Raw genomic sequence first — 17780 nt, forward strand, 5'->3', positions numbered from 1 at the left:
CATGGGATATGCCGATACTCTGTTCGATCTGACCGACAAGGTGGTCGTCGTCACCGGCGGGAGCCGCGGCCTGGGGCGTCAAATGGCTTTCGGTGCGGCGCAGTGCGGGGCCGATGTGGTGATCGCCAGTCGCGACTTCGAGTCGTGCGCGACCACGGCCAAGGAAATCGAGGACGCGACCGGCCGCACCGCCATGCCTTTCGGGGTTCACGTCGGTCGCTGGGATCAACTCGACGGACTGACCGACGCCGTCTACGACCGATTTGGTCGCGCGGATGTCCTGATCAACAATGCCGGAATGTCCCCGGTCTACGACTCGGTGTCCGACATCAGCGAGAAGATGTTCGACTCGGTGGTCAACCTCAATCTCAAAGGACCTTTCCGCCTTTCGGTCCTCTTCGGTGAGCGGATGGCGAAGGCCGGCGGTGGATCGATCATCAACGTCAGCTCGACTGGTTCCATCCGGCCAGCGCCCTGGATCATTCCCTACGCCGCGGCCAAAGCCGGGCTCAACGCACTCACCGAGGGCCTGGCACTGACCCTGGGACCCACCGTCCGCGTCAACACACTGATGTCCGGGCCGTTCTACACCGACGTCAGCAAACACTGGGATCTCGAGGCGACCAAAGAGGCAACCAAAGCCCACGCCCTACAGCGGGCCGGCGATCCACCCGAAATCATCGGCGCCGCCCTCTATCTGATGTCCGGCGCATCCAGCTACACCAGCGGCGCGACCCTTCGGGTCGACGGCGGCATCCCGTGAACACGAAGGAGCATTGACCATGACATGGGACTTTTCCACCGAACCGGAATTCCAGGAAAAGCTCGAGTGGATAAAAACATTCGTCGAGCAGGAAGTCGAGCCCCTCGACGTCCTCTTCCCCGGATGTGAGTATCTGCCACTCGACGATGAGCGTCGCAAGATCGTCGACCCACTCAAACAACGAGTCCGCGATCAAGGATTGTGGGCCGCGCACCTGGGCGCCGAGCTCGGTGGACAGGGTTACGGTGCCGTCAAACTGACACTCATCAACGAGATCCTCGGTCGGACCGACTGGGGACCCATCATCTTCGGCACCCAGGCACCCGACACCGGCAACGCCGAGATCCTGGCCCGGTTCGGGACCGACGCTCAACGTGAGCGCTACCTCGCGCCGCTGCTCGCCGGTGAGGTCTTCTCATGCTTCTCGATGACCGAACCCCAAGGCGGGGCCGATCCGGGTGTGTTCACCACCCGCGCCGAGCGCGACGGCGACGACTGGATCATCACCGGCAGCAAATACTGGTCGTCGAACGCGGCGGTCGCATCGTTCTTCATCGTCGTCGCGATCACCAACCCCGACGTCCCGGTCCACAAAGGCGCCACCACCTTCCTGGTCCCGGCCGAATCCGAAGGTGTGGTCATCGAGGCCAGTCACCACCTGTTCGGAGCCCACCGGCACGAACCCGGACATTCACTGGTCCGCTACGAGAGCGTCCGGGTCAGCAGTGATGCGATGCTCGGCACCGAGGGCGCCGGGTTCGAGGTCGCCCAGTCCCGGCTGGCCGGCGGCCGATTGCATCACGCCATGCGGTCCATCGGTGTCGCCCAGAAAGCCATCGACATGATGGCCGAACGGGCCCTGAGTCGTGAGACCAAAGGCTCGTTGCTCGCCGACAAGCAGCTGGTGCAGGCCGCGATCGCCGACTCCTACACCGAGCTCATGCCGTTCCGCTTGGCCGTGCTGCACGCTGCCTGGCTGATCGACGAACGCGGTGAGCACGCGGCCCGCACCGACATCGGTGCTCTCAAGGTGCTCACACCCAAGGTGCTCCAGTCGATCACCCTGCGGGCCATCCAGATCCACGGCGGGCTGGGGGCCACCGAGCAGCTACCACTTGTGGACATGCTGATGACCGGCATCGCCCTGGGACTGGCCGACGGACCCACCGACGTCCACAAGATGAATCTGGCTCGCGGCCTGCTCAAGGGTTACAAGGCCGACGACCCCATGTGGCCGTCGCAGTTCCTCGGACGCAAGATCGAGGCGGCGCAGATCAAGTACGGCGATCTGGTCGACGCCGTACCGACGGTACCGGCCGGACCTCCGAACAGTCCGTGACGACGAGCGATATCCTCGAAGCTCGCAGTCATCATCAGGAGTCGCAAATGAGTTCACGTGCAACCGCGGCGGTCGACCGGGCGCTGGACAAGAGGCAGCGCCAGGCGACTGCCGATGTCGAGCGAATCCTGGTCGCCGCGGCTGCCGTGATGGAACGGACCACTCCCGCCGACCCGAGGGTGTCGGACATCGTTGCCGAAGCGGGTACCTCGAACAAGACCTTTTACCGATACTTCACGGGCAAGGACGATTTGATCCTGGCCGTGATGGAGCGCGGTATCGGAATCGTTGCGTCGTATCTCGACCACCAGATGTCCAAGGAATCCGAACCCACTGCGCAGATCGCCCGGTGGATCAGGGGCGTGCTCGCACAGGTGGGTGATCCCCAGCTCGCGAACATGAGTCGGGCGGTCACCCGGCAACTCAGCGTCACCCAGAACTCGGAGCAGGCAGACCTGCGGGTCACCCAGCCGTTACGCGATCTGCTGTACCGGCCCGTCTCCGAATTGGGTATCGACGAACCTGATCGCGCCACCGACACGGTGTTCACGGCGGCGCTGGGAATGATGCGCAGACAACTCTCGTTGGACCAGCCCGCGGTCGCCGACGATGTCGATTACTTCATCTCGTTCTGCCTGAAAGGGCTTGGAGCAGAATAGGTTTCTCATATGCGTGCAGCGATCTGCCGGCAGTACGGTCCACCGGAGGTGATCGAGGTCGGAGAGTTTCCCGACCCCGAACCGGCGGCGGCGGATGACGTCCTGGTGGCCGTGCGGTCAGCCGCAGTCAACTTTCCCGACGTGCTCGTGCTGGCCGATGAGTACCAGCGCTCGACCCCGTTGCCCTACGTGCCAGGAAGCGAGTTCGCCGGCGTCGTGACAGCCGCCGGCACCGACAGCGGCTTCGCCCCTGGCGACCGTGTGTACGGCACCGTCCCCACCGGGGCGTTCGCAGACTGTGTGACTCTTCCCGCAGGTCAGGTGCAGCGAATGCCGGACGCCGTCGACTTCGACGCCGCTGCAGGCTTCGGGGTCGCGTACACGACCGCCTACCACGCGCTGAGCACTGCGGGCGGAATCCGCTTCGGTGACTGGATCGTCGTCATCGGTGCAGCCGGTGGTGTCGGGCTGGCAACGGTCGATCTCGCCCGCCATCTCGGCGCTCGGGTGGTCGCGGCTGCCTCGGGCCACGAGAAGACGGCGTTGTGCCTCGATCGGGGAGCCACGGCGGCCGTCGACTATCGGAACGAGGATCTGCGGCGCCGGATCAAGGAGATCACCGGTGAGGGCGCGCATGTTGTCGTCGACCCCGTGGGCGGCGCAGCGTCGGAATCCGCTCTGCGGGCCCTGCGCCGCGGAGGAACCTTCGTCACCGTCGGCTACGCATCCGGAGAGATACCGGCGATCCCACTCAATCTTGTCCTACTCAAGGGGATCACGATCACAAGCGTGGACATCGGAACGATGTCCATCCATCATCCCGAAGTCAAAAAGCAAGGCCGGGCCGAACTACACCGACTGTTCGCGACCGGTGCACTGACGCCGTATGTGCACGAGGTGTACCCACTGGCCGAGACCGCGGCAGCACTTCGCCACGTAGCCGACCGCAAAGCGCTCGGCAAGGTCATCATCCGTCCCTGACCCACCCGATGATGTGCCCTTTTGGCGAACGTAACCCCAGGTCGGGTCCGCCAAAAGGGCACATCATCGGATTAGAGGCGGCCTTCGACGCGAAGCTCTTCGGGCACCCAGGAGGGTGAGCGGCGTTCCTTGAAGGCGTGGAACCCCTCGATCGCCTCGGCTCCGGTTTGGCTCTGCCGCATGGCGATCCGATCGAACAACCCAAGATAGTCGTCCAGGCTCTTCTTGATGTCGAGTCACGCGACCGGCGCGGTCCGGCAGATGCCCGTCAACATCTCGGTCGCGCGTTCCATGAGCTGATCGTGCGGCACGACCCGGTTCACGAGTCCCCAGTCCAGTGCTTCAGCAGCGGTGAGCACCCGTCCGGTCAGCATGAGATCGCGGGTCCGGACCGGGCCGATGGTCCGCGCGAGAATCTGCGCGTAGTACGTATCGCTGATGCCGCGGAAGAGTTCCGGGACCCGGAAAGTCGCGCGCTCGCTGACCACCGAGAGATCGCTGCAGAGCGTGATCATGAACCCGCCACCCTGGCAGATGCCGTTCACGGCCGCGACCACCGGCAGCGAGGTGACGCGCAAGGTGTCGAAGGGGGTGGCGTCCATCCCCAGGTGGCCGATGTCCATCCAGTCATCGACGCCGGTCCGTCCCAGATCACCGCCCGGGATGAAGACGTCGCCGGTACCGGTCAGGATCAATCCGTGGATATCCGGATCCGCCTCACAATGGGCGATCGCGTACCGCAGTCCGAAGTACATCGCCGGACTCAGCGCATTACGCGCATCCGGACGATCCACGGTGACCACGGCGAAGGGCCCGCGACGTTCCAGCGTCAGGAACGGGGTGCCCAGCCAGTCGCCCTCTGGCGGACGCGGTGTCGATGACACGGCGACTATCCGCCCATACGTAGACCCGAGGCGCGCGTACCGAACACGTCGATACCCATGATGCCACCGAGCTTGCTGGCATCCCAACGTTTTCCACCGTTGGACACCACGCTGATCGGTGTCCAGCCCTTGAGCCACTGGATGTTCTCGCCGAGGGCCTTGATGACCTGGCCGCTGACGTGCCCGGCTTCCGGGCTCGCAAGCCACGCGACGACCGGCGACCCCAGAGACGGATCCTTGGGATCGAACTCTTCCTCGGAACGCTCGTCGGGTTCGATGGGTGCCGCGGCGCCGGCCATGGTGGCCGACATGCGAGTGCGTCCACCCGGGCTGATGGCATTGACGGTTGCACCCGTCGACGCCAGTTCGAGACTGAGCGTCTGCGTCAGACCAACGATGGCCGCCTTCGCGGCACTGTAGTTGGTCTGTCCGAAGTGGCCCTGCAGGCCGGCACCGGATGTGGTGTTGATGATGCGGCCGTAGACCTTCCCACCGGTCTCCTTGGATTCGTCACGCCACTTACGGGCGACGGCGCGGCTGGTCAACCAGCTGCCGCGCACATGCACGCGCATCACGAGATCGAAGTCGTCGACACTCATGTTCCAGATGGCTTTGTCCCGGACGATTCCGGCGTTGTTGACGACGATGTCGAGGCGGCCCAGCTGTGAGTACGCGCGTTCGACGAGCAGGTCGACCGACTCTTCGTCACCGACATCGCTGAAGTCCGAGATCGCCTTGCCACCACGATCTTCGATGATCTGGACGACCTCGTCGGCGACTTTGCCGGTGCCCTGACCATCGAGGGAGGTACCCAGGTCGTTGACGATCACGGTGGCGCCGTGTTTCGCGAGTTCGAGTGCGTGGCCCCGTCCGATGCCGTGTCCGGAACCGGTGACCAGTGCAACCTTGCCGTCGAGCAATCCGCTCATAGTGGTGGTACTCCCTCTTGAATAGATATGTGTATGCGAGCGTCTGAACACGGTCCCGTCGAAAGATCAGGCCGGGCGAAATATGGTCGCCGTGAAGTCATCGGTGATCGGACGGAATCCGACCGTCACCGGCATCCCGACCTCGAGGTCGGCGGGTTCGCAGTCCTCCATGTTGGTCATCAACCGCGGGCCCTCGTCGAGTTCGACGATGGCCGCAACATAGGGCAGTCGTTCTTTGAACGGATGCAGATCGTTCATGTAGACCGTCGAGTACGTGTACAGCGTTCCGCGACCGGTTGATTCGATGCTGGTCACGTTCTCGCTCCAGCAGGACGGGCAGAACGGCCGCGGATAATGATGGACCTTGCCGCAGTCCTCACATTTCGCGATGAGGAGTTTGCCCTCAGCCGCTGCGTCCCAGTACGACTTGGTCGCGGTCTCGACTGTCGGGATGTCTGCGCGCGGCTTCGCGGGCCTGGTCGCATCCGACTTAGCTGTCCCCGCCATCGTCACCACCCCACAAAATTCGCCGGCCGCTTCTGCACGAACGCCTGGACACCCTCGCGGGCATCCAGTGAATACGACTGGATCTCCTGGGCCATGGCCTCGGTCACGAACGATCCGGCGCGGTCGACGTCGGGAGATTCGTTGAACAGCCGCTTGGTCAAGCCGATCGCGCTGGTGGGGGCGCCCGCCAATCGGTGGACGTAGTCGTCGATGGTTGCGTCGAGGTCTTCCGCCGGCACAACCTTGTTGACGAGACCGAGATCGAATGCTTCGGTAGCCGAGAGCTTTTCGCCGAAGAACGCCATCTCTTTGGCCTTCTGCATACCGATACGACGGGGCAGCAGGTAGGCGCCGCCACCGTCCACGACAAGTCCACGTTTGACGAAGGACTCCGCGAAGTAGGCATTGTCGGTCGCGACCACCAGGTCAGAGGCGTACGCGAGATGGGCACCGATACCGGCTGCCGCACCCTGGACCGCCGTGACCACCGGTTTGCTGCAATCGAGCACAGAGGCGACCAGCCGCTGCGCACCATCCATGATGGTCTTCATCGGTCCGGTGGTCCGCTTGACGTTCTTCGCATGACCGTCGGCGAGTTTCACCACATCGGCTCCGGCACAGAACTGTCTGCCCCGGGCCCGCAACACCACAACGCGCACCTCATGGTCGACGCTCGCGTCGGTGAACAGATCGATCAACCTGTTGCGGTCGTCGGGCCGGATCGCATTGGCCGCCTTCGGACGGTTCAGATTAATCGTGAGGACGCCGTCGGCCAGCTCGCTCTGGATGGCTTCCTCTTCGATCCGCACGTCTGTCACATCCGTCATCGCGGAGCCACGGTGTACTCGGCGCGAAGGTGCTTGATCCCGTTGAGGAAGTTCGACCGCAACCGCACCGGCTCCCCTACTGCCCGGATGTCCGGATACCGCTCGAAGAGCATGCGGAAGGCGACGTCGAGTTCGAGCCGGGCCAGATGTGCACCCAAGCAGAAGTGCGCGCCGGCGCCGCCGAATGCCACGTGAGGGTTGGGATCCCGGGTGATGTCGAACTTCTCGGGGTCATCGAAGATGGTCTCGTCGCGGTTGGCCGAGGTGTACCACATCACGACCTTGTCGCCCTCGAACAATTCGAGGTCCCCCAGCATCACGCCATCGCGCGTCACCGTCCGGCGGAAGTGGATGACCGGTGTCGCCCAGCGGAGCATCTCTTCGATGGCCGTCGTCGCGTACTCCTCGTAGTCCGACAGCCAGAGGTCACGTTGTTCCGGATGCTGGGTCAGAACGTGGAGACCGTGCGAAATCACATTGCGAGTGGTCTCGTTGCCGGCACCGACCAGCAAGATGAAGAATTTCGCCATCTCCTGCGGAGTAAGGTTCTCATCGTCAGCGGCGACCAGTTTGGTGATCAGATCGTCCTGCGGGTTGGCGATCCGGTCCTCGGCGAGATCATTGAGGAGCGCGATGAGCGCCTCACTCGCCGCGGTGACCGCCTTGCCGATTCCTCGGGCCGACTGGTCCTCGATGTACTCCGAGTCCGACGCACCGAGAATGGTGTTGGTCGCCTCCAGGATGAATTTCTCGTGCTCACGCGGGATTCCGAGCAGGTTGTCGATGATACGAAGAGGCAACAACGACGCGAACTCCTCCACGAAGTCGCACTCCCCCGTCTCGGACATCTCGTCGAGGATTTCGCTGACGGTCTCCTCGATCTCGTCTCGCAGCCCCGACAGATTGCGGGCGGTGAATCCACGCGAGACGATCTTGCGCAGACGCGCATGCTCAGGGTTGTCCATGTCGATGATGGAACCGCGATACTCCTGGAGCTCGGCCGGCTGGTCGAAGATCTGCGTTCCGCCGATTCCCGACGAGAAGTCCTCGGGACGCCGGCTCACTTCAAGGATGTCCTCGTAGGTGGTCAAGGCCCAGAAGCCCTTGGGTCGCGAGCCTTCCTTGGCCGGTCCCAGCGGAACGAACATCCGCGGCCGGTCACGGCGCAGGCTTGCGAAGGCCGCGTCCCGTTCGGCCGGCGACTGCTGCCACCAGGAAAGGTCATGTAACGGGGTCGACGCGATCTCGTCGGTTTCGATCATGGGCACCGCCTCTGATAGATATGCTGGATTTATTCTGGCATTGGTGTCACGTTTTGGCAACCGTGCTGAACTGCATGTTCAGTCTTTTCTATTGCACGCTATCCGAACATAACTGGCTACCACGTCACTTCAATCACGGAGGAAGAATGACCAAATACGCCGCACCCGCCCTTGTTATCAGCGAATGTCAGCAAGGGCTGCTCGATCCACCCCCGGGTGCCTTCTCCGGGCTCGCCGAGCAGGCCGCGGACCGCCGGCTGGTCGAGCACACGGCAGAGCTGGCCCGCGCCTTTCGCGCGCGTTCATTACCCGTGGTGCACTGCATCATTTCCCATCGCGCCGATCAGATGGGCATGGTGCCCAATTCCTACCTCGGAAAGCTCGCCATCCGTGGCCGGATGATGGTCGAGGGGACCCCGGACGTCGCGATTCCCGCCGAGCTCGGGCCCGAGCCCACCGACCTGGTCAGCTCGCGCGCAACCGGTCTGACGGCGTTCTACGGCACCAATCTCGATGCCATGCTCCGTTTACAGCGTGTTCAGACCCTTGTCCTGGCCGGCATCTCCACCAACGTCGCGATTCCCGGACTGGCGATGGAAGCCGTGAACCGGGGGTACGACATCGTCCTCGCCGAGGACTGCACCGCCGGGACAACCGCTGAAGGCCACGACTACATGGTGAAGAACATGCTGGCGATGCTGACGCGAATCACCCCGGCAGCCGACGTGATCGGCCGGCTGCCGGGGTGATGATCCGCGATATTCAGTTGGTGGCGAACGCCGCAGCTTCCGCGTCGGACACCGCATCACCGTTGATGGAGAACCCTCCGTCGACGGTGACCATCGAACCTGTGGCAAAGGCCGCCTCGTCGGAAGCCAGATAGGTTGCCGCGTATGCAATATCCATCGGGTTGCCGATACGGGTGAGGCGACCCCCGCCGGTGTGGTGCCCGGAATCCCCACGCCCGGAGACCACTCGGCCCACCAGGATGCAGTTCGCCCGGATGCCGTCAGGGCCACCTTCGACGGCGAGCGAGCGCGTCAGGCTCGTCACCGCGGACTTGGCCGCTCCGTAGGCGCCGAAGCCCTTGAAGCCCGCGATCGCTTGTCCCGACGAGATGTTCAAGATCGACGCACCCTCCGCCGACACCAGATGTGGCCAGGCGTACTTCGATGCCCAGAACACATTTCCGGTCAGGGTTCCGGTCATGATCGAATCCCATTCGGCGGTGGTGTATTCGTGCAGCGGCTTCACCGTCGTGGCGACCACCTCGGTCGGAGCCGCGTTGTTGACGAGAGTCGACAGTCCACCGAACCGCGCCACCACTGCATCGATCGTGCTTCGCACGCTGTCCTCAGAGGTGACGTCGAGTGGGAAGAACTCGGCCTCACCACCCGCATCGCGGATGAACTTCACGACCTTGTTGCCACGCTCGACGGTTCGTCCGGTCACAGCGACCTTGGCACCCTCGGCGGCGAAGTGCTGAGCGATGGACCGCCCGATACCCCGAGTGGAACCGGAAACCAATGCCACTTTGCCCTGTAGGCGCGGGCCCTGTGCGCTCACAATGAATCCCTCAAGTTCTCCATGGCCACTAGTCTGCGCCTCGTCAAGGTCAGCGAATCCTCACTGCTTTGAACAGATTCGAGATCTTTGAGCTTGTTCCGCTCGATCTCGATTTCCTCGTCGAGACGATCACGGGATTCTTCGCGGGTGAGCAGGTCCTGATCGATCCAGTCGGCTGCATCGATGTCTTTTCCGTGGGCCATGTCAGACGTCCCTACAGTGCCGCGGCCTCGACGCGCGGGAAGTTGTACAACTTGCGCGCGTTGAGTTCGACGATCTTGTGGGCTTCGTCGTCGGGAACCTCGGCGAGGAGCTTCTCGGTGTACCGGCGACTGTTGGGCCAGTTGGAATCCGAATGCGGGTAGTCGCATTCCCAGGTGATGTTGTCGATGCCGACCTTGTGGCGACGGGCCACGCCTTCGTGGTCATCGATGAAGCAGCCGTAGATATTCGAACGGAACAGATCCGAAGGGCGGACCTCTTTGTTGACGTTCTGGTACCAGCGGTGCTTCTCCCACGTGAGGTCGATCCGCTCGAGCAGGTAAGGCATCCAGCCAATTCCACCCTCGGACAGTGCAACCTTCAGGTTCGGGAACTTGTAGAACACCGGCGAGAACAGCAGATCGGCGGTCGCGTACATCGAGTTGGTACCAAACAGCGCGATCATCACCGCCATCGGTGCTTCCGGGGAGGTGATGGGCGCACGGCCCGACGACCCGAAGTGCATGCACAACGGCAGTTTGGTCTCCTCGGCGGCGCGGAATACCGGATCCCAGTGATCGGTGTAGAACGACGGAAGGCCAAGCGAAACCGTATTTTCCGGGAACGTGATGGCCTTCGCACCCTTGGCTGCGCAGCGGTAGATCTCGGCCGCGGCCTCTTGTGGATCCCACAACGGCAGAATGATCAGTGGGATGATGCGATCCGGTGCCGCTGCCGCCCACTCATCGAGGTGGAAGTCGTTCCAGGCCTTCACCGACAGCAGGGCGAGCTCTTTGTCCTTGCCCTCGAGGAACACCGTGCCGGCGAAGCGCGGGAACGACGGGAAGCACAGGGCAGCCTGCACGCCGTCGATGTCCATGTCGGCGACACGGGCCTTGGGGTCGTAGCAGCCGGGCAGCATGTCCGAGTAACGCGTCGGATCCATGCCGTACTCCTGCGGCTTCTTTCCGGCAACCGCATTCAAACCGATGTTCGGGTAGATGCGTCCTTCGTAGGTCCACACCTCAGCGATCTTCTTCTGAGCGGCACGGCCACCCTCGCCGCGCGCGGCGTCGAGAAGCAGAGCCGAGAGGCCCTCATCGCCGTGTTGCTCGCTCATGTCCATCTCGACGATCCGGGGACCCTGATCGAGGAACTTCTGCGGTAACCGCGTCGACCAGACATCCGGTGGCTCGATCAAGTGATCGTCGACTGAAATCAAATGCATGTAATCCTGGAGCGGCACAACGCCTCCTGCTACGTATGACGGGCTGAAGAAGAAACGGGGCACCTGTGACTACGGCGCCGTTCCCGTGTATCTGACACTACGTCACGCTAGTGACAGCGATCACAACTGTCAAGCCCTACCAGCATCTTTCTTCGATATACAGAAAACTCACTGGCCCTCGAGCCAACCAGGTACCGTTTCTGTCTGACATCAATGTCACTAGAGAAGGTTGGTTGCCAGTGGACTTGCAGGTACGTGACAAACGGTTTGTCCTCATCGGCGGTACCGCGGGGATGGGGCTCGCGACCGCGAAGGTCCTCGCAGAGGACGGCGCCTCGCTGGTCCTCGTCGGCCGGGATGATTCGCGAGCCCGATCCGCCGCTCGCACCGCCGAAGAGGCCGGTGCCACGAAGGCGTTCGGAATCGCCCACGACGCGAGCGTCGCCGGCGGCGCTCAAGCCGCCATCGACGCCGCTGTCGACCTTCTGGGTGGTATCGACGGACTGTCCGTGACCATGGGAACCGAAGGTATGGTCCCGGTCGAATCGACGGACGACGTCTGGACGTCTGCATTCCGTGACGTCCTCCTGGCCACCACCCGATCGGTCGAGGCGGCCCTTCCCTACTTGACGCAGTCTCGCGGCACCGTCGTCACCACTGCCGCATACTCGATCCGCTCCCCCGAAATCGCCAGGCTCCCTTACGCCTCGCTGAAGGCCGGTGTCGCGGTCTTCACGAAGGGAATCGCAAAGACCTACGGCAAGCACGGCATTCGAGCGAACTGCGTCTGTCCAGGCGCCGTCGAGACCGGTCCAATGGCGGCACTGCGTATCCAGCTCGCCGAGCAACGCGGTTACCCACTGGAGACCGCACTCGAACGAGTCATGTTCGAAGAGTGGGGATTTGACGCGGCCTTGGGCCGGCCCGGCAAACCCGAAGAGGTCGGCGAGCTGATCGCTTTCCTCCTGTCACCACGCGCGGGTTTTCTCACCGGGTCCCTCATCAACATCGACGGTGGCACGAACTTCTAGCTCGAGGAAAGTAGGTAAAGCGATGAAACTCACCCTTCCACTCCGCTATTGCATCGTCCCGGTGATCGCATCTGCCGTGGCCGTCGGACTGTGCGCACCGGTTGCCGGCGCAACCCCACCTCCGACCGCCGGGTGCACTGAGGTCTCGGTTCCGGTCACGCTCGATCCCAGCGGCCCGGACACCTCCCACATAGCCGGTAGCTACTGCCTCCCGAGCGGTGATCCGGGAACCACTCTGCAGATTCTGATACCGGGCGCGACCTATGACCGCTCGTACTGGGACTTCCCTGGATTCGACGGACGGTACTCGTACGTCGCGCACGCCTTGGAATCCGGAAGCGCGACACTGGCGATCGATCCCATCGGCGTCGGGGCGAGCTCGAAACCACCAGGCGCTCAGGTCTCCGCGTACACGGCCGCGCAGACTGTTCACGAAGTGATCGCAGCCGCCCGCAACGGCCACTTGGGCCGTCGCTGGGAGAAGATCGTGCTGGTCGGCCACTCGTTCGGTTCCCTCACGGCCATGATGGAGGTCGGCACCTATCGCGACGTCGACGGACTGGTGATAAGCGGCGCCTCGCACGCTCCCGGACCGGCCGGAATCCTGCAGATCCAAGGAACCGTGCGGCCCGCACTTCTCGATCCCCTCACCAAGAACTCCGTGCCCGCGGGCGACTACACCTACCTCAGCGTGCCCGACGCCCGAGCGAAAGCTTTTCATGCACCTGGCGACTCGGATCCGGCGGTCGTCGCCGCCGACGAGGCGAGCCGGGTTGCCGGGACGATCGGCGTTCTCGCGACCATCCCGGTGTTCATCCCGACGACCTTCGACATCGACGTCCCCGTGCTCATCGCAAACGGTCGCGCCGACAAGGTCTTCTGCGCCCAGGGCGGAGGTGGTTCGCTCACCGACTGCACCGATGCCGAGAGCCTCTACCGGTCCGAACAACCGTTCTTCCCCAAGGCCGACCTCAGCACGTACGTACTACCGAGGGCGGGGCATTCGATGAACCTCGCCCTGAACAATCGGGAGTTCTTCGACCATGCGCTCTCGTGGATCGATGGGATCTGATCCGCCCTGGGCCACCGGTAGAGGTCTACCCTCATCTGAATTCCCAGTGCCCACCCGCAATTGCGGGTGGGCACTGGGAATTCGGGTGGACCGGAAGTGTCAGGCGTCCAAGCGGAGGAGCATCGAGCCCGCCTCGGGACCGCCACCAATACCTACCGCTGCGACAGACAGATCCTTCTTGATCTGCCGGTCTCCCGCCTCTCGCCAGAGTTGAGTGCAGGCTTCGTGAAGGAATCCGTAGCCGTGCAGGCGTCCGGCAGAGAGTTGTCCTCCATGAGGATTGATGGGCAACGTGCCATCGATCGCGTAGTAGCCCTCATCGTCGAGGAACTGCCCGACCTTCCCGTGATCGGCGAATCCAAGCGCTTCGATCCACTGCGAGCACAGATAGCTGAATCCGTCGTAGAGGGTCGCGAAGTCCACGTCGGCCGGCGTGAGGTCGGTGCTGTCCCACATCGATGCGGCGGCATCGTGCGAAGCCATGGTGGTGAAATCGGTGCGCTGGTCCCACGTGTGCCGCTCATAGAGGGCCGAACCGGCTGCCTCGATGGTGATCGGCGTATGGGCGAGCCCACCGGTCTCCTCCCGCCGAGACAGGATGATCGCCGTTGCGCCATCGCACGGCACATCGCAGTCGTAGAGCCCCATCGGTGTGGAGATCATCCGCGCATCGAGGTAGTCGTCCATCGTCATCGGCTTGCGGTAGATCGCGTTTGGATTCAACGCTGCGTTGTTGCGGGCGTTGATCACCAACTTGCCGAGATGCTCACGCGTCAGACCGAATTCGTACATGTAGCGCTGGGCGTACATGCCGATCCAGTTCGCGGGAGAGGCAGCCCCGAAAGGCATTCTGAACTCTGCGTGGCCCGATGCCCGCATCGCCTTCCCGGTCAGGGCAGCAGCCCGCCCGGATGCCTGCGCGGTGGCCTCCCATACGGACCGGAAGCACAGGACATGTGTCGCCCGCCCGGACGAGATCGCTGCCGCGGCGTCGAGCAAGGTGCCGATCTGGCCGGAGGTCTCGACACCGCTGACGTGCCACTTGGTCTTGAGACCGAATGCGTCGCGAACGTCATGAGTGGTGGCTCCGACGAAGCCGCCCTCGGCGAGGACCGGTCCGGGATAGCTGGCGACGCCATCGATGTCGTCGAACGACAGGCCGGCGTGGGCCACTGCCCGTTCGGTGGCCTCGAGTGCGAGATCGATGCCCGAGCGTCCGATCCGCCTGCCGATCTGTGATTGGCCGATACCGCTGATGACGGCCTTGTCGTCTACGAAGCTCATGCCGCCACCGGCCTGAAGAATGGCAGGGCCACGTCGTCATGCTCTTCGAAGACGACCTCGACCGCCATCCCGATCTCGACTGCGTCGACGTCGATCTCGACGATGCAGGTGGTCAGCCGCACATCCGGCTGGTCATCCAGCTCGACGACTGCGATGACGTACGGCGGCGGGAATGCAGGCAGCCATGGGTGATGGTTGATGGTGAAGGACGCGATGCGCGCACGTCCGGACGCCGCTTCGGGCCCGACATTCCGGCTCCGGCAGCGCCAGCAGGCGCCGACCGGCGGATGGATCCAGCCGCGGCAGTCCTGGCAGCGGTAAATGCGGAGTTCGCCCTCGAATCCACCAGTCCAGAAGGCCTGGGATTCCAAGGTCACCTCCGGGAGCATCCGGCCTGTCTCAATAGACATCGTCTAATTCCTTCCGAAAACCACTGGTTGCCCAGGTGGCAGTACGTGGTGCCGGGCGTGACGCCGGTCACGAGAGGTCAGGCTACCACTTATGGTCATACCGTCAGATCACTTCAGCCCGATCCAGTGGTGGACGGGCACAATCTTCCCAGATAGTCCTTTGCACCAGCAGTATCGTCTCAAAATTTGGTAGTGATGCGCGACACAAAACGGACAAAATTATGTGTACACTCAGTCAGATACTGGTCGATGGGATACGCCGACACTCGGTCGCGATCCGTTCCATCGAAGTCTGGACCGAAAGGAACAATGCCGTGGTCGGTGTGATGAATGGAATCCGTGTCGTCGAGGTGGCGGCCTGGACGTATGTGCCGGTCGCGGGGGCGATCCTGGCGGAGTGGGGGGCCGACGTGCTGAAGATTGAGCACCCCGAATCCGGCGATCCTCAGCGCGGTCTGGTCACGTCCGGCCTGATCCCGGCTGGCGGGGTCAACCACATGTTCGAACTTCCGAACCGCGGAAAACGCAGTGTTGCAATCGATCTCAAGTCCGAAGAGGGACACGAGATTCTCATGAAACTGATTGCGACAGCTGACGTCTTCCTCACCAACTTCCGCCCCGACGCTCGCAAAAAGCTCGGACTGGACGTCGACGACGTCCGGGCGGTCAACGACAAGATCGTCTACGTCCGCGGATCTTCGACCGGCCAGCGCGGCGAGGAATCCAACCGTGGTGGATACGACATGACGTCCTTCTGGAGTCGTGGCGGGGCTGCCGACAACGTCAGCCCGGACGAACTCGATTACCGACTCACCATGCCCGGGCCCGCCTTTGGCGATGTCCTCGGGGGACTGACCATTGCCGGTGCTATCTCCACCGCACTCCTGCACCGCGAGCGGACCGGCGAGGCACTCACCGTCGACAGCTCGCTGCTGGCAATGGGCGCCTGGTCGATGGGTGCCACGATCGCAGGTGCGCACGCATTCAACATGGAGCGCTACCCGAAGCACACGCCGTCGACCGCCGCGAACCCCTTGGTCAACATGTACAAGACGTCGGACGGCCGGTTCATCTCCCTGGTGATGCTCGAGTCCGATCGCTTCTGGCCGGAGCTGGTCACCGCTCTGGGTATTCCGGAGATGATCACCGACCCCCGATTCGAGAACCACGCCAAGCGCGGCGAACACCGGCTCGAGGCCATCGAGGTTCTCAACAACGCCTTCGGCAAGCGGACCCTCGAAGAATGGAAGAAGGACCTGGCCAACATCGACGGCTCCTGGTCCGTTGTCCAGACACCTCGCGAGGTCGTCACGGACCCACAGGTCCTCGCCAACGGATACATCTCGGACCTCACCGATTCCAACGGCGTGGACTACAAGTTGGTCAACACACCGATCCAGTTCAACGAGACGCCCAACGAACTGACCCGAGCACCCGATCACGGCGAACACACCGACGCCGTGCTCGAAGAGCTGGGACTGTCGATGGACGAGATCATCGGATACAAGGTCAGCGGCGCCATCCTGTAGCTCGCAGTCAACGAAAAGGGAGTGCACCGAAAGGTGCACTCCCTTTTCCATTGCCGTCGATCGTGCTCTAATCGCCATCGACCGTGCCGTTATCGCCGCCAGGGCACGGTCGGCGTGCGCGGATCAAACTCCGGCAGAGGCGGTTTCCAACACAGCGGCATCGGCGGCATCGGCGGCCGGATACCGCAGGATGCCGCGGACGTTCTTACCGGCACGCATGTCGTCGTAGCCGTCGTTGACACCCTCGAGCGGGTAGCTGCGGGTCACCATGGCGTCGAGGTCGACAAATCCGCCGCTCCACAGTTCCAGGATCTTGGGGATGTCGGCACGCGGGTTGGCCGAGCCATAGAGGCTGCCGACGATCTGCTTTTCCTGCAGGGTCAGGTCCATCAGATTCACCGACACCTCACGCTCCATCATCGGATGGATGTTGGTGACAACGAGCCGTCCGCGTTTGGCGGTCATGGCCAAAGCCTTTGCGATCAAACGACCTTCACCCACACCCATGGCGCAGATGAACTTGTCGGCCCCCCGGTGCCAGGTCGCCTCGGCGACCACCTCCGGCGCTTCTTTCCACGACGCCGCGACGTGCGTGGCTCCCATGGACAAAGCGATCTCGCGCTTGTACTCGGACGGATCGATCACCGTGATGGTCCGGGCACCGGACAGCTTCGCGCCCTGGACCGCGGCGGCACCGATGCCGCCGACACCGGCCACGACGACGTTCTCCCCCGGTTGCACGTCTGCGGTGTAGACCGCCGAGCCCCACCCGGTGATGAATCCGCAACCGAGCAGGCAGGCACGGTCGAGCGGATGGTGCGGTTCGATCTTGATGCAACTGGCCTCGTTCACCACCGTGTGGTGGGCGAAGGAACCGACGCCGCACGACAGTGCCAGGTCTTCACCCTTGGTGTGATGCCGGGCGGTGTCGTCCTGAATCTGATTGCCGGAATATATCTTTGCACCGAGATCGCACAGGTTCTGGTGTCCGTTCGAGCACGACGGGCACCGGCCACACGACGGGATGAATCCGAAGACCACATGATCACCCGGCTCGAGCCAGGACACATGGGAGCCAACCTGCTTCACGACACCCGCACCTTCGTGTCCACCGATGCAGGGCAACCGGAACGGCATGTCGCCGGTCACGATGTGCTCGTCGGAGTGGCACATTCCCGACGCATGCAACTCGACGAGCACCTCTTGCTCCTTGGGTGCATCGAGTTCGATCGTCTCGATCTGCCATGCAGCATTGCGCTCCCACAGGACCGCGGCCTTGGTCTCCATATTGATTGTCCTTCCACACTG

General features: G+C 63.1%; 18 protein-coding genes and 1 pseudogene. 8 read left to right on the top strand and 11 right to left on the bottom strand.

Going from position 1 to position 17780, the window contains the following annotated elements:
* Position 1 precedes the first annotated feature (1 nt).
* Genes DFR67_RS13850 through DFR67_RS13865 form a run of 4 tightly spaced genes read left to right on the top strand, consistent with a single transcriptional unit; the run spans position 2 to position 3742 of the window.
* Positions 2-763 (top strand): SDR family NAD(P)-dependent oxidoreductase, encoded by a 762-nt coding sequence (locus DFR67_RS13850; RefSeq protein ID WP_084836474.1) that lies wholly within the window; start codon positions 2-4, stop codon positions 761-763.
* Between the two features lie 19 nt (positions 764-782).
* Positions 783-2102 (top strand): acyl-CoA dehydrogenase family protein, encoded by a 1320-nt coding sequence (locus DFR67_RS13855; RefSeq protein ID WP_110470076.1) that lies wholly within the window; start codon positions 783-785, stop codon positions 2100-2102.
* Between the two features lie 47 nt (positions 2103-2149).
* Positions 2150-2761 carry a TetR/AcrR family transcriptional regulator gene (locus DFR67_RS13860; RefSeq protein ID WP_110470077.1) on the top strand — a complete coding sequence of 204 codons (612 nt, stop codon included), beginning with the start codon at positions 2150-2152 and terminating at the stop codon, positions 2759-2761.
* Positions 2762-2770: 9 nt separating this feature from the next.
* Complete coding sequence (locus DFR67_RS13865) at positions 2771-3742, top strand: NADPH:quinone oxidoreductase family protein (protein WP_110470078.1); 972 nt, start codon at positions 2771-2773, stop codon at positions 3740-3742.
* Between the two features lie 71 nt (positions 3743-3813).
* Here the strand turns inward: DFR67_RS13865 and DFR67_RS13870 are convergent.
* The 5 genes and pseudogenes from DFR67_RS13870 to DFR67_RS13890 all read right to left on the bottom strand — a co-directional run bounded on the left by DFR67_RS13870 (position 3814) and on the right by DFR67_RS13890 (position 8151).
* Positions 3814-4635: pseudogene (locus DFR67_RS13870) on the bottom strand (enoyl-CoA hydratase/isomerase family protein).
* The gene (locus tag DFR67_RS13875; RefSeq protein ID WP_110470079.1) at positions 4632-5555 is read right to left on the bottom strand and encodes an SDR family NAD(P)-dependent oxidoreductase; all 924 of its coding nucleotides are present in this window, start codon (positions 5553-5555) and stop codon (positions 4632-4634) included. The pseudogene DFR67_RS13870 and the gene DFR67_RS13875 overlap by 4 nt, the downstream one beginning before the upstream one ends.
* Before the next feature lie 66 nt (positions 5556-5621).
* Positions 5622-6062 (bottom strand): Zn-ribbon domain-containing OB-fold protein, encoded by a 441-nt coding sequence (locus DFR67_RS13880; RefSeq protein ID WP_110470138.1) that lies wholly within the window; start codon positions 6060-6062, stop codon positions 5622-5624.
* Positions 6063-6064: 2 nt separating this feature from the next.
* Positions 6065-6889 carry an enoyl-CoA hydratase/isomerase family protein gene (locus DFR67_RS13885; protein WP_110470080.1) on the bottom strand — a complete coding sequence of 275 codons (825 nt, stop codon included), beginning with the start codon at positions 6887-6889 and terminating at the stop codon, positions 6065-6067.
* On the bottom strand, positions 6886-8151 hold the full coding sequence (locus DFR67_RS13890; RefSeq protein WP_084836466.1) for a cytochrome P450: 1266 nt from the start codon (positions 8149-8151) through the stop codon (positions 6886-6888). The genes DFR67_RS13885 and DFR67_RS13890 overlap by 4 nt, the downstream gene beginning before the upstream one ends.
* A gap of 146 nt (positions 8152-8297) precedes the next feature.
* On the opposite strand from DFR67_RS13890, the gene DFR67_RS13895 reads away from it, so the two are divergent.
* A complete protein-coding gene (locus DFR67_RS13895) occupies positions 8298-8900 on the top strand; it encodes a cysteine hydrolase family protein (protein ID WP_084836465.1) in 603 nt (200 codons plus the stop codon).
* Between the two features lie 13 nt (positions 8901-8913).
* Here DFR67_RS13895 and DFR67_RS13900 read toward each other — a convergent pair whose 3' ends face one another.
* From DFR67_RS13900 to DFR67_RS13910, 3 genes are read right to left on the bottom strand one after another with little or no spacing between them, the layout of a single operon-like run.
* Positions 8914-9717 carry an SDR family NAD(P)-dependent oxidoreductase gene (locus DFR67_RS13900; RefSeq protein WP_084836464.1) on the bottom strand — a complete coding sequence of 268 codons (804 nt, stop codon included), beginning with the start codon at positions 9715-9717 and terminating at the stop codon, positions 8914-8916.
* Positions 9714-9920, bottom strand: coding sequence for a hypothetical protein (locus DFR67_RS13905; RefSeq protein WP_084836463.1), 207 nt, complete (start codon positions 9918-9920; stop codon positions 9714-9716). Before DFR67_RS13905 ends, DFR67_RS13900 begins: the two co-directional genes overlap by 4 nt.
* Positions 9921-9931: 11 nt before the next feature.
* On the bottom strand, positions 9932-11164 hold the full coding sequence (locus DFR67_RS13910) for an amidohydrolase family protein (protein WP_084836462.1): 1233 nt from the start codon (positions 11162-11164) through the stop codon (positions 9932-9934).
* 221 nt (positions 11165-11385) lie between these two features.
* Here DFR67_RS13910 and DFR67_RS13915 point away from each other — a divergent pair, with 221 nt between their 5' ends.
* Both DFR67_RS13915 and DFR67_RS13920 read left to right on the top strand, forming a co-directional pair.
* Positions 11386-12177: an SDR family oxidoreductase gene (locus DFR67_RS13915; protein ID WP_110470081.1), complete on the top strand. Its 792-nt coding sequence runs from the start codon at positions 11386-11388 to the stop codon at positions 12175-12177.
* A gap of 22 nt (positions 12178-12199) precedes the next feature.
* Entirely contained in the window at positions 12200-13249 is a 1050-nt protein-coding gene (locus DFR67_RS13920; RefSeq protein WP_084836460.1) for an alpha/beta hydrolase, read from the top strand.
* 99 nt (positions 13250-13348) lie between these two features.
* On the opposite strand, the gene DFR67_RS13925 is transcribed toward DFR67_RS13920, so the two are convergent.
* Entirely contained in the window at positions 13349-14533 is a 1185-nt protein-coding gene (locus DFR67_RS13925) for a thiolase family protein (protein WP_084834899.1), read from the bottom strand.
* The gene (locus DFR67_RS13930) at positions 14530-14943 is read right to left on the bottom strand and encodes a Zn-ribbon domain-containing OB-fold protein (protein WP_084834900.1); all 414 of its coding nucleotides are present in this window, start codon (positions 14941-14943) and stop codon (positions 14530-14532) included. Before DFR67_RS13930 ends, DFR67_RS13925 begins: the two co-directional genes overlap by 4 nt.
* A gap of 326 nt (positions 14944-15269) precedes the next feature.
* Here DFR67_RS13930 and DFR67_RS13935 point away from each other — a divergent pair, with 326 nt between their 5' ends.
* Complete coding sequence (locus DFR67_RS13935; RefSeq protein WP_084834944.1) at positions 15270-16472, top strand: CaiB/BaiF CoA transferase family protein; 1203 nt, start codon at positions 15270-15272, stop codon at positions 16470-16472.
* 123 nt (positions 16473-16595) lie between these two features.
* Here the strand turns inward: DFR67_RS13935 and DFR67_RS13940 are convergent, their stop codons facing one another.
* The gene (locus DFR67_RS13940) at positions 16596-17759 is read right to left on the bottom strand and encodes an NDMA-dependent alcohol dehydrogenase (RefSeq protein ID WP_084834901.1); all 1164 of its coding nucleotides are present in this window, start codon (positions 17757-17759) and stop codon (positions 16596-16598) included.
* Positions 17760-17780 lie beyond the last annotated feature (21 nt).

The sequence above is a fragment of the Williamsia limnetica genome, assembly GCF_003217475.1.
GTDB classification, from domain to species: domain Bacteria; phylum Actinomycetota; class Actinomycetes; order Mycobacteriales; family Mycobacteriaceae; genus Williamsia; species Williamsia limnetica.

Bases quoted from the DNA above. Each gene is read 5' to 3' on its own strand.
- DFR67_RS13875 (WP_110470079.1), bottom strand. From the start codon at position 5,555: ATGAGCGGATTGCTCGACGGCAAGGTTGCACTGGTCACCGGTTCCGGA.
- DFR67_RS13925 (WP_084834899.1), bottom strand. From the start codon at position 14,533: ATGAGCTTCGTAGACGACAAGGCCGTCATCAGCGGTATCGGCCAATCA.
- DFR67_RS13935 (WP_084834944.1), top strand. From the start codon at position 15,270: ATGAATGGAATCCGTGTCGTCGAGGTGGCGGCCTGGACGTATGTGCCG.
- DFR67_RS13905 (WP_084836463.1), bottom strand. From the start codon at position 9,920: ATGGCCCACGGAAAAGACATCGATGCAGCCGACTGGATCGATCAGGAC.
- DFR67_RS13855 (WP_110470076.1), top strand. From the start codon at position 783: ATGACATGGGACTTTTCCACCGAACCGGAATTCCAGGAAAAGCTCGAG.
- DFR67_RS13860 (WP_110470077.1), top strand. From the start codon at position 2,150: ATGAGTTCACGTGCAACCGCGGCGGTCGACCGGGCGCTGGACAAGAGG.
- DFR67_RS13940 (WP_084834901.1), bottom strand. From the start codon at position 17,759: ATGGAGACCAAGGCCGCGGTCCTGTGGGAGCGCAATGCTGCATGGCAG.
- DFR67_RS13895 (WP_084836465.1), top strand. From the start codon at position 8,298: ATGACCAAATACGCCGCACCCGCCCTTGTTATCAGCGAATGTCAGCAA.
- DFR67_RS13920 (WP_084836460.1), top strand. From the start codon at position 12,200: ATGAAACTCACCCTTCCACTCCGCTATTGCATCGTCCCGGTGATCGCA.
- DFR67_RS13880 (WP_110470138.1), bottom strand. From the start codon at position 6,062: ATGGCGGGGACAGCTAAGTCGGATGCGACCAGGCCCGCGAAGCCGCGC.
- DFR67_RS13930 (WP_084834900.1), bottom strand. From the start codon at position 14,943: ATGTCTATTGAGACAGGCCGGATGCTCCCGGAGGTGACCTTGGAATCC.
- DFR67_RS13885 (WP_110470080.1), bottom strand. From the start codon at position 6,889: ATGACGGATGTGACAGACGTGCGGATCGAAGAGGAAGCCATCCAGAGC.
- DFR67_RS13850 (WP_084836474.1), top strand. From the start codon at position 2: ATGGGATATGCCGATACTCTGTTCGATCTGACCGACAAGGTGGTCGTC.
- DFR67_RS13865 (WP_110470078.1), top strand. From the start codon at position 2,771: ATGCGTGCAGCGATCTGCCGGCAGTACGGTCCACCGGAGGTGATCGAG.
- DFR67_RS13890 (WP_084836466.1), bottom strand. From the start codon at position 8,151: ATGATCGAAACCGACGAGATCGCGTCGACCCCGTTACATGACCTTTCC.